Raw genomic sequence first — 10,193 nt, forward strand, 5'->3', positions numbered from 1 at the left:
AACATTATGCGGCCAGTCTCGAATGTTTTTGCTTTGATTTTCGCGTGCTTTCTCGTTGTTGCCTGTGACCAGTCAGGCCCGATCAAGATCGGTTTCATTGCCGGATTGTCCGGACCGGGTTCGGATACCGGAACCGATGCACTCAATGCGCTGAAGCTTGCCGCCCAGCAAGTCAATAACGATGGCGGCATCAATGGCCGGATGGTTGAAATCCTGCCGCGGGATGATGAAAAATCACCCGAAGTCGCCCAACAGCATGTCCGCGAACTTTCCCAACTTGGTGTCGATGCCATTGTCGGTCCCATCATCAGTTCGATCGGCATGGCGATCCTGCCGGTTATCAACGAACTGGGCATCGTGACCGTATCACCAACGGTATCGGCCGCCGAATTTGCCGGTTTTCGCGACTATCTTTTCCGTATGAACACCACCACACGTGAAAATGCGCGCGCCTATGCAAAACGCAGCATCGAGCTTGACCGAAAACGCGTATCCATCGCCCTTGATGGTCAAAACGAAGCATTCGCCGACAGCTGGTATCGTGAATTTCTTCTGGAATTCGAAGAACTTGACGGCCGGGTGATTTCCAAAAACTGGATCAACACCAGTCAGGCCAGCAATGCCGAGATCGCCAGACAACTGGTTGATGATGCCCCCGATGCGATCGTGCTGGTCGCCAACAGTTCCGACAGTGCCAATCTTGCGCTTGAAATCCGCAAACTGTCCAAGGACATCCCGATTTCTGCTGCGGAATGGGCCGGAACCGATTTGCTGATTGAAATCGGCGGAACCGCGGTCGAGGGCATGGAACTTGTCCAGGCCTATGACCGCTATGACACCAATCCGCGCTTCCAGCAATTCGTTGCCGATTACGAAGCCATGTTTGATCGCCATCCGGGGTACAGTGCGGTTCTGGCCTATGATGCGGCAACGGTTCTGTTTACCGCGCTCAAGACCAAACACCCCGATCAGAAGCTGGCCAATGCGATGACCGATCTGCCCCCGCAGATGGGTCTGCATCAGGAACTGAAATTCGATCAGTATGGGGATGGCAATCGCGACGTCTATTTCGTGACAATTCAGAACGGCAAATTCATCCGCGTGAAATAGCCCCGTATCGCCGCACTAAAAAACAAAAGCCCTGCTTGTGCAGGGCTTTTTCTTGTCGGCATCGGGGGATGAATTCTCGAAATCCTAGTGATCGCTTTCTTCAAGGAAGTGGTCGCCAAGACCGGTATCGTATTCCATACCTTCCTTGGTCAGAACGATGCTGCCCGGATAGCCTTCCTTGACCAGTCCCTTGCGGGTCAGCGCAACCCAGACTGCCGGGTTTTCAAAGCCGCTGGCGTCACGGGCCGCAACGGTGAATTTGCCGACATGCACATGGTCACCATGGGCATGGGGCACACGCAGAAGGGTTGCCTCACCGCTGGCTTCGTCGATCTTGCCCGAATTCGGGTCTTTGGCGATGACCTGTGCCAGGACAAGGGTGCGAAGCTGCAACTTGTTGAGTTTCAGCGGGTTTTTGCGAACGAATGCCATATCTGGTGTTACCCCGGTTTCAATGGATTGATTGCAAGGACATATCTGTTACTTGGCGCAATGATGCAAGCCCTGTTTTGGCCGGGCGCCTTGCAGCAATTGCATTGCTTGGCATCCGTTCCCTTGCCCGACATCAAAGTTTCCGCCGCACAACAGCCGGGTCAAGCCCGATAGACCGCGCTATCCACCCGCCAGCATCTTGCGCAATTTGCGGTCCCGCTTAAGGTGCCATTCCCGGCTCATGGCCTGACCGAAGGTGCGGAACCGTTCAACATAAACCAGTTCCCACTGCCGCCCGCGCGTGGTCTTGGCCCCTTTGCCGCTATTATGCGTCACCAGCCGCGCCTCAACATCGGTTGACCAGCCGACATAAGTCCTGGGCAGCTTGACCCGGACATTTGCCGCCGGATCAAACCCCAATTCACGCAGTACATACACAAAGGTGAATGACGCCATTTCCGAAGCTGTTTCAATACAGTGTTACATCAGGTGTGTTGAGGTTCGCGGCCTCGCATGACGAAAATGGCCGCTTTCGAGAACCGGCGCGCAGCGTACCAAAGTACATGAGCACCGGAAGCACAGAAAGCGACCATTTGCAGCCCATATGGGGCAAATTAAAGGGTGGAGTTAAACGCGCCACCATCGAGCAGAATATTCTGGCCGACCATGAATTTCGCATGCTCGCTGCACATGAAGGCACAGGTCGCACCGAAATCAAGCGGATCACCAAAACGACCGGTCGGAAGACCTGCCTGGGTTTTGGTGCGCGCTTCATCAAGGCTGATGCCTTCGGCCTTTGACTTGTTGGTCATCAGGGCGTTGATGCGGTCGGTGTCATGCTGCCCCGGAAGCAGGTTGTTCATGATCACGCCATCCTTGGCGACCTGACGCGACGTTCCGGCAACAAAACCGGTCAGACCGGCACGCGCCCCGTTCGAAAGACCAAGATGGGGGATCGGCGATTTGACCGAACCCGACGTGATATTGACGATACGGCCCCATTTGCGCGAAATCATGCCCGGCAGAACCGCGGTCGCAAGCAGGATCGGGGTCAGCATGTTTGACTGAACCGCGGCTTCCCATTCGGCCTGTCCCCAATCGGACCAGATGCCCGGGGGCGGACCACCGGCATTATTGACCAGAATGTCGGGCGCACCCTGGGCGGCAAGGACCTTGTTGCGGCCTTCCTCGGTCGTGATGTCACAGGCAACCGTCGTGACATTCACGCCATATGTATCACGGATATATTCCGCCGTTTCATTCAGCGGCCCTTCGGAACGTGCATTAAGCGTCAGATCAACACCGGCTTCTGCCAGTTTGATGGCGCAACCACGGCCAAGCCCCTTGGACGAGGCACATACAATAGCCTTGCGGCCTTTAATTCCCAGATCCAATGGATCCTCCCATCTTGGAGTTCGTCTAATGGCAGGAATTTAGACCGGGCATGGCCGTCTGGTCAAACACCGTTCCACGATCTGGAACGATTAATCCAGATCACCGGCATCTGCAAAATCACCGGTTGATCACGCCCCGAACACCGCGTCATGTGCCGCGACATAGGCAACCGCCGCCTTTGAAACATCGGCCACCGACATGCCGGGTTTGTAAATCCCAGACCCCAGACCAAACCCGTCACACCCGGCCTTGGCATAGGTTGCAAAATCATCCGGCCCGACGCCCCCGACCGCATAAACCGGCATCTGTGCCGGAAGAACCGCGCGCATGGCCTTGATGCCATCAGCACCAATGATGCTGGCCGGAAAGATTTTAAGCCCGTCTGCCCCGGCCTTGATGGCGGCAAAGCATTCACTTGGCGTCAGCACACCGGGCCAGGACCCCATGCCAAGTTCTTTGGTTTTGGCGATCACCTCGATATCGCAATTGGGCGAAACGATAAATTCACCCGAAGCCTTTTTGACATTGGCCACGTCATCGGGCGTCAAAACGGTCCCTGCCCCGATCATCGCCGCATCCCCGACCGTTTCCTTCATCGCGCTGATGCTTTTAAGGGGTTCTGGCGAATTAAGCGGCACTTCAATCATGCTGATGCCGGCATCGACCAGCGCGCGCGCCATATCGGCCGCCTCATGGGGTTGAACCCCGCGCAGGATCGCAATCAGCCGGCGGTGTTTTTCGCCGCTGCGCGCATCGGTAATCTGTTCTGCAACATATGGTGCCATGGTCTTAAATCCTTTGTGATGCGTGCGATAAGGTCTGATAGGCCTGGCTTAATCCGGCAAGGGTGATGGCACCGCCATCCATCGCCAGCGCAGTTTGGCCATGCACGGCCAGTGCTGCCTGATAAAGGGATGCAAGCTTGCCTGCACCGACCAGTGCAATGGTTTCACCATCTTGCAACCGGTCCAGAATATCGGCAATTTCCAGACCGATCACACTGCCCGACAAAACCGCCACCCCGGACGGCACGTCTGCGCTGTTCAAGGCAACAAGGCCCGCGGCACGCACGGTAAAAAGCTGATGCAAAAAGCTGCCGGGCTGCGTTTTTGCCGCCCGCACCGCCCCGGCAAAGGCCGCATCATCCCAATCATCACCAACCGAATGGCGCAGGATTGATTGGCGGGACAAAAGCGCAAAGACCTCGCCACTCATATAGGTCCGAAAGGCAGTGATTTTTCCGTCCGCAACCCGCGCCCATTTCGAATGGGTTCCGGGCAGGCACACCCAACCGGCAAAATCCGGGTTTTGGTTCATAAAGCCGACAAGCTGGGTTTCCTCGCCGCGCATGACATCGGCATCGCCCGATATTTCGCCAACGCCTTTGGGACGCTGACACAATCCGGGCAGGATCGAAACCGCCACCCTTGGGTCGACAACCGTCGGGCTGACCGCCCCGGATGCCAGATCGCGCAGTGCAACCGGCACCTCGCAATACGGGGCTTCAAGCCATCCCTGCCGCGCCCCGGCCATACCGCAAATCACCACCGGCACATTGCGCATCGCCGGATCAAGCCAGCGGTCAATCAGCCCGATCAGAACCCCTTCGAAGCTCAGCTTATCGTCCCCGGCAATCGCATTCATGCCAAGCGGGCTTTCCGCCATCGCCAGGATGTTAGCGCTACCATCCATTGCCCAGACGCGCAAATTCGATGTGCCCCAGTCAACCGCGATCCAGCTTGGTGCCTGGGCCGGGATGCCCGAATGATGTGATGAAGCCGTCAACGCCCTGCCCTTCTATGCTTGTCGGCAAGGGGACCCGAACCGGGATCAATGCCGCCTGTTTGCATTCCTCATACTATTGGGCGGATGAATGGTCAATCCATCGCGCAGGAAATCACCGCCAGCACCCTCAAATGCACCACGCCGCGGCGACCACCCCGGTATCAGACCTGCGGGGCCGGCACGTCGGGATCAAGCAGGCTTTGATGCGATTTCCAGTTTTGGGCCTCGATAAACACCTTGGATACTTCGGGGATGGCAGCACGGATATCGATCTCAAGGCGCGACACGGCTGCTTCGACCTGTGGCGATCCGATCTTGTCATCAAAATCGACACTGACACAGACAATCACGCTTTGCGGTCCGTGATGCAGTGTGATGATTTCATTCACCCCCAAAACGCCCGGAATGCCCGCAACCATCCGCGCGATCTTTTCGCGGCTTTGCGCATTGGCACTTTCCCCGATCAGAAGCCCCTTGCACTCAACCGCCAGGAAAAAGGCCGTGACCGCCAGAATAAGACCGATCATCACCGATGCCAGCCCGTCAAGCACCGGCATATCAAGCAAATAGGCCGCCGCAATCCCGACAAACGCCACCAGCAAACCAAGCAAGGCCGCTGAATCCTCAAACAGGATGACAAACACCGTCGGGTCCTTGCTGCTATGCACGGCCTTGATGATTGTCTTGTCGGGGTTCTGGGCCCGAAACGCCCGATAGGCTGTGCGAAACGCTGCCCCTTCCAGTACCATGGCAATGATCAGGATCGTGAACACGACGTGATATGTCCGGATATCAAACCCGCCAAACGATGCCACCACATGGATATCAAGCGCATGGGGATGAAGGATCTTGTCCACCCCTTCCCAGATCGAAACACCGGCCCCCAATCCGAAAATCATCACCGCAACCAGAAACGACCAGAAATAGGTCTCCTTGCCATAGCCCATCGGATGACGTTCATCAGGCTCCTGGGTCGAAAGCTTCAACCCCAAAAGCAAAAGCCCCTGATTGCCCGTATCGACCAGCGAATGGATGCCTTCGGACATCATCGCCGCAGAACCGGTAATCGCCGCCCCGGCAAACTTGGCCACAGCAATCAGCAGATTGGCCGTCGCGGCCATGTAAATGGCCCCTTTTGAGGAATGAGACATATACGCGCTATCCATTCTGAACGATCGGTGATGTGTGCCTGAACCGGGCATCTGAAAAAAGCCCTTCAGGCAAATGACTTAGCCCAGTCTAACCGCTTTTGGCCGAATGTCACGGCCTGTCACGGCCTGTCACAGCCTGGGTCGCCGGTTTGGCCCCGCCACCCGAAGAAATCGAAAAAAGCTATCAAAGATACATAAAATAACTATTTCACCTATTACGCATCAAATTGTTAGGCTCTTCAAAGCGATGGGAAAACCCATGGTTTCGGAATTTGTGACCACGTTCGTTGCGATCTCTGAGTTGAACATTATCTGCAACATGAAAGCTTCACGTAGAAATACTGGCGCACTCATACTGGTTTTGTTTAAATCACATCTCAGGGAACCCAACCATAAGGCGACATGAAACAGCAGATCGGGACTTGCTGTTTTGCCCCGGTCGTCTTTGGCGCAAAACGAAACGGGTCAAGGAGCTGTTTTAAAAACATCTCAGCCACTACGGAGAGAGAAAAATGGACGGAAAACATACCGCAGGGAAATGTCCGGTAATGCACGGCAGCATGACCGAGACCGGCACCACCAACACCGACTGGTGGCCCAAAACCCTTAATCTTGACATCCTGCATCAGCACGACACCAAATCCACGCCCTATGGCAAGGACTTCAACTATGCAGAAGAGTTCAAGAAACTTGATCTCAACGCTGTCAAAACCGACCTGAAAAACCTCATGACCGACAGCCAGGACTGGTGGCCGGCGGACTGGGGGCATTATGGTGGTCTGATGATCCGTCTGGCCTGGCACTCTGCCGGTTCCTACCGTCTGGCCGATGGCCGTGGCGGCGGCGGCACGGGCAATATCCGCTTTGCCCCGCTCAACTCCTGGCCTGATAACGCCAACCTTGACAAGGCACGCCGTCTTCTGTGGCCGATCAAAAAGAAATATGGCAACAAGATTTCCTGGGCTGACCTGATCATTCTGGCCGGCACCATGGCTTATGAATCGATGGGCCTCAAAGTCTTTGGTTTTGCCGGTGGTCGTGAAGATATCTGGCATCCGGAAAAAGACGTGTACTGGGGTGCGGAAAAGGAATGGCTGGCACCGTCTGATTCCCGTTATGACGATGTCACCAAACCCGAAACCATGGAAAACCCGCTTGCCGCCGTGCAGATGGGCCTGATCTATGTGAACCCGGAAGGTGTCAACGGGCAGCCTGACCCGATCAAGACCGCCGCCCAGGTGCGCGAAACCTTTGCCCGTATGGCAATGAATGACGAAGAAACCGCCGCCCTGACGGTCGGGGGTCATACCGTCGGTAAAACGCACGGCAATGGCGATGCCGCCCTTCTGGGCGAAGCTCCCGAAGGGGCTGACATCACCGAACAGGGTCTTGGCTGGAACAACCACACCACGCGCGGCATCGGCCGTGACAGTGTGACCTCGGGCATCGAAGGTGCCTGGACCACCCATCCGACCAAATGGGATAACGGTTATTGCAAGCTTCTTCTGGGCTATGAGTGGGAACTCAAGAAAAGCCCGGCCGGTGCCCATCAGTGGGAACCGATCAATATCAAGGAAGAAGACATGCCTGTTGACGTCGAAGATCCGTCAATCCGTTGCATGCCGATCATGACCGATGCCGATATGGCCATGAAAATGGACCCGACCTATCGTGCAATCATCGAGAAATTCGACAACGATTTCGAATATTTCTCCGATTGCTTTGCCCGTGCATGGTTCAAGCTGACCCACCGTGATCTTGGCCCGAAAGCCTGCTATCTCGGCCCGGACGTTCCGGCTGAAGACCTGATCTGGCAGGACCCGATCCCGTCTGTTGACTACACCCTCTCGGACGCCGAAATCGCCGATCTCAAGGCCAAATTGCTGGCATCGGGCCTCACCTCGGCCGAGCTGATCAACACCGCCTGGGATTCTGCCCGTACCTTCCGTGGTTCGGACAAGCGTGGTGGTGCCAATGGTGCACGCATCCGTCTGGCCCCGCAGAAGGATTGGGAAGGCAACGAACCGGCCCGCCTTGCCAAGGTTCTTAGCACCCTCGAAGGCATTCAGGCCGGCCTTGCCAAGAAAGTCTCGATTGCTGATCTCATCGTTCTGGGTGGTACGGCTGCGGTTGAAAAGGCCGTCAAGGATGCCGGCTTCAACATCACCGTTCCGTTCGCACCGGGTCGTGGTGACGCCACCGACGAGATGACCGATGCCGAAAGCTTCGAGCCGCTCGAACCGCTGGCCGACGGTTTCCGCAACTGGGCGAAAAAGGACTATGTTGTTCAGCCCGAGGAAATGCTGCTTGACCGCGCACAGCTTCTTGGCCTGACCGCCCATGAAATGACGGTTCTGCTCGGTGGTATGCGTGTTCTTGGCACCAACTATGGCGGTACCAAACACGGCGTGTTTACCGACCGCGAAGGTGTTCTGACCAACGACTTCTTCGTCAATCTGACGGATATGGGCAACAGCTGGAAGCCGGCAGGCAAGAACCTCTATAACATCGTCGATCGCAAAACCGGCGACACCAAATTCACCGCCACCCGCGTTGATCTGGTGTTTGGTTCAAACTCGATCCTGCGCGCCTATGCCGAACTGTACGCCCAGGACGACAACCAGGAGAAGTTCGTTAAAGACTTCGTGGCAGCCTGGACCAAGGTGATGAATGCGGATCGGTTTGATCTGGCGTAAGGCGCTCAGACGCTAGTTTGATTTGGATTGGAGCTTTTTGGCTCTGATGTGAGAACACCCCCGGTCGTGAGGTCGGGGGTGTTTTTGTTAATTTATGTATTCAAACATGGGGTTCAACTTGAATACTGTCTGCAATGAAGAACAACATCTTCCGCGCCGTTTCAGTTTCTAGCGAGCGGAATGCATGCTCAATCGATGAAGAACTATAGTCATAGCTTGGGATACTCTCAGCGCGTTCTCGAAGCCTGTCCGCCATTGCATCTAACAACTCTTGGGATGGTGCAACTTCAAGCTTAACCTGCTTCGCTATTAGGCTTCGCAACAAACTAAAACTCTCTTCGCAGCTTTCCTTGCAATCGACAGCTGAGAGCCATGCAATTCCCAGTAACGCTCTCTCAAAGTGCCAATATCCTGATCGAAATCTGCCGACTGAGAATGCCCACTGAACTAGTAAAGCACGTGCTCGAATCATAACAACTTCACAATCTCGACTTCTTGCACTTACCGCAATGTTAAACAACTCCTCTTCCCATTGAAAAACACTCAAGAACTGGGACTGCTCCTCTGTTTCCGGAAGGATATTGATTATTTCAAGAATCTCAGCCGAGTTCGTGAACAGATTTTCTCTATCTCTATCGACAACTACAGGAGCCCATGCTACAGCCATAAGTACTTCAACGATGTGAGCAACCCAATGCAACAGATGATGCGTGATGGATGAGTGCTTCGTATATGCCAGTAAAAATATGCTCCGATGACTTGAAGGAATACATTCACTCCACTCCCGTAAGTTTCTTACGATAATCGCTGCATGTTCGTTTTCTTGACCCTGTTCAATCACCTCATTTACGAGATCCCTGACCTTGGAGCAAAACCCTCGATACTCGGATGCTGAAAAGTACTGACCTAGAATCATCTCATGGTCGCCAAACAAGGGGGTATCCGATTTTGGAAGAAGTAGTTTCCCAATGCCCTCCAGTTTTGAATTTACTTGTTTTGTTGCCCACCCAACATCAACATTTCTTGAGATCAACAATTCAAAAATGATGTCAGAGTAAGCTTGAACACAAACGCTGCATACAGGTTGAAGTGTTTTGTTAACTAGGCCTGCAACTGCAACCTTCAATATCGAATCATAGTTTGCAGAAGCTGCAGGCCAGTCATCAGTTTGTATACACGCAATCGCGTCATCCTTGAGTAACCGAACCCCTTCCATCAATACATCTGTCATCTCAAGTGGGATAATTACGTCAAGAGAACGAATTAAGTACCCTTTTGCTAAGTGCGAATGATATTTTGTCGTATCTCGACCACAGTAAGCAATTCTTCTGTATACGTCTGAGAGCATCGAAAAGCTACGCAGCAACTGAGACACATATACTTCGTCTTGCAATGCTTTAGCATGCGTAAAGGCTCGCCGGAGGTGCTCGAGTGAAAAGTTAATAAAAGGGTCGACTTCAAGAGATGTGTTCAGGAAGATGTTTGGGGAGAAGAAAGATCTCCCTTTCGCCAAGATGTATGCATCATTGATTTGCACTAAGGCATACAAAGCTGCCTCACCAATTTCGTAATCACCACGACCAATTGCGCCTTTGTGCATCGCCATGACGTGGGAAACAGCTAC

Annotated in this window: 9 protein-coding genes (1 of these 9 running past the window's edge); 2 read left to right on the forward strand and 7 right to left on the reverse strand. The window is 54.3% G+C overall.

Features of this window, described 5'->3' with window-relative positions:
* Positions 1–6: 6 nt before the first annotated feature.
* Positions 7–1,110 (forward strand): ABC transporter substrate-binding protein, encoded by a 1,104-nt coding sequence (locus M9H61_RS07240; RefSeq protein ID WP_228196686.1) that lies wholly within the window; start codon positions 7–9, stop codon positions 1,108–1,110.
* Positions 1,111–1,194: 84 nt separating this feature from the next.
* On the opposite strand, the gene M9H61_RS07245 is transcribed toward M9H61_RS07240, so the two are convergent.
* The 6 genes from M9H61_RS07245 to M9H61_RS07270 form a co-directional block, all read right to left on the reverse strand.
* Positions 1,195–1,542, reverse strand: coding sequence for a hypothetical protein (locus M9H61_RS07245; protein WP_068518701.1), 348 nt, complete (start codon positions 1,540–1,542; stop codon positions 1,195–1,197).
* Positions 1,543–1,722: 180 nt separating this feature from the next.
* Complete coding sequence (locus tag M9H61_RS07250; protein WP_068518702.1) at positions 1,723–1,998, reverse strand: GIY-YIG nuclease family protein; 276 nt, start codon at positions 1,996–1,998, stop codon at positions 1,723–1,725.
* Positions 1,999–2,156: 158 nt separating this feature from the next.
* Positions 2,157–2,936: an SDR family oxidoreductase gene (locus tag M9H61_RS07255; protein ID WP_068518703.1), complete on the reverse strand. Its 780-nt coding sequence runs from the start codon at positions 2,934–2,936 to the stop codon at positions 2,157–2,159.
* Positions 2,937–3,065: 129 nt separating this feature from the next.
* Entirely contained in the window at positions 3,066–3,722 is a 657-nt protein-coding gene (locus tag M9H61_RS07260) for a 2-dehydro-3-deoxy-6-phosphogalactonate aldolase (RefSeq protein ID WP_250284185.1), read from the reverse strand.
* 4 nt (positions 3,723–3,726) lie between these two features.
* Positions 3,727–4,722, reverse strand: a complete 996-nt coding sequence (locus M9H61_RS07265) for a 2-dehydro-3-deoxygalactonokinase (RefSeq protein WP_250284188.1) — start codon at positions 4,720–4,722, stop codon at positions 3,727–3,729.
* 161 nt (positions 4,723–4,883) lie between these two features.
* Positions 4,884–5,873 (reverse strand): cation diffusion facilitator family transporter, encoded by a 990-nt coding sequence (locus M9H61_RS07270; protein WP_250284189.1) that lies wholly within the window; start codon positions 5,871–5,873, stop codon positions 4,884–4,886.
* A 512-nt stretch (positions 5,874–6,385) separates the two neighbouring features.
* Here M9H61_RS07270 and katG point away from each other — a divergent pair.
* Positions 6,386–8,569, forward strand: a complete 2,184-nt coding sequence (katG, locus tag M9H61_RS07275) for a catalase/peroxidase HPI (RefSeq protein WP_101247773.1) — start codon at positions 6,386–6,388, stop codon at positions 8,567–8,569.
* A 100-nt stretch (positions 8,570–8,669) separates the two neighbouring features.
* Here katG and M9H61_RS07280 read toward each other — a convergent pair whose 3' ends face one another.
* Positions 8,670–10,193: the 3' portion of a hypothetical protein gene (locus tag M9H61_RS07280; protein WP_250284191.1), read on the reverse strand. It continues 792 nt past the right edge of the window; 1,524 of the gene's 2,316 nt are visible here — the last part of the coding sequence; the start codon falls outside the window, past its right edge; the stop codon is at positions 8,670–8,672.

Source organism: Thalassospira sp. GO-4, assembly GCF_023588965.1.
Lineage (GTDB): Bacteria > Pseudomonadota > Alphaproteobacteria > Rhodospirillales > Thalassospiraceae > Thalassospira > Thalassospira povalilytica.

Bases quoted from the DNA above. Each gene is read 5' to 3' on its own strand.
- M9H61_RS07250 (WP_068518702.1), bottom strand. From the start codon at position 1,998: ATGGCGTCATTCACCTTTGTGTATGTACTGCGTGAATTGGGGTTTGAT.
- M9H61_RS07240 (WP_228196686.1), top strand. From the start codon at position 7: ATGCGGCCAGTCTCGAATGTTTTTGCTTTGATTTTCGCGTGCTTTCTC.
- M9H61_RS07245 (WP_068518701.1), bottom strand. From the start codon at position 1,542: ATGGCATTCGTTCGCAAAAACCCGCTGAAACTCAACAAGTTGCAGCTT.
- katG (WP_101247773.1), top strand. From the start codon at position 6,386: ATGGACGGAAAACATACCGCAGGGAAATGTCCGGTAATGCACGGCAGC.
- M9H61_RS07270 (WP_250284189.1), bottom strand. From the start codon at position 5,873: ATGTCTCATTCCTCAAAAGGGGCCATTTACATGGCCGCGACGGCCAAT.
- M9H61_RS07260 (WP_250284185.1), bottom strand. From the start codon at position 3,722: ATGGCACCATATGTTGCAGAACAGATTACCGATGCGCGCAGCGGCGAA.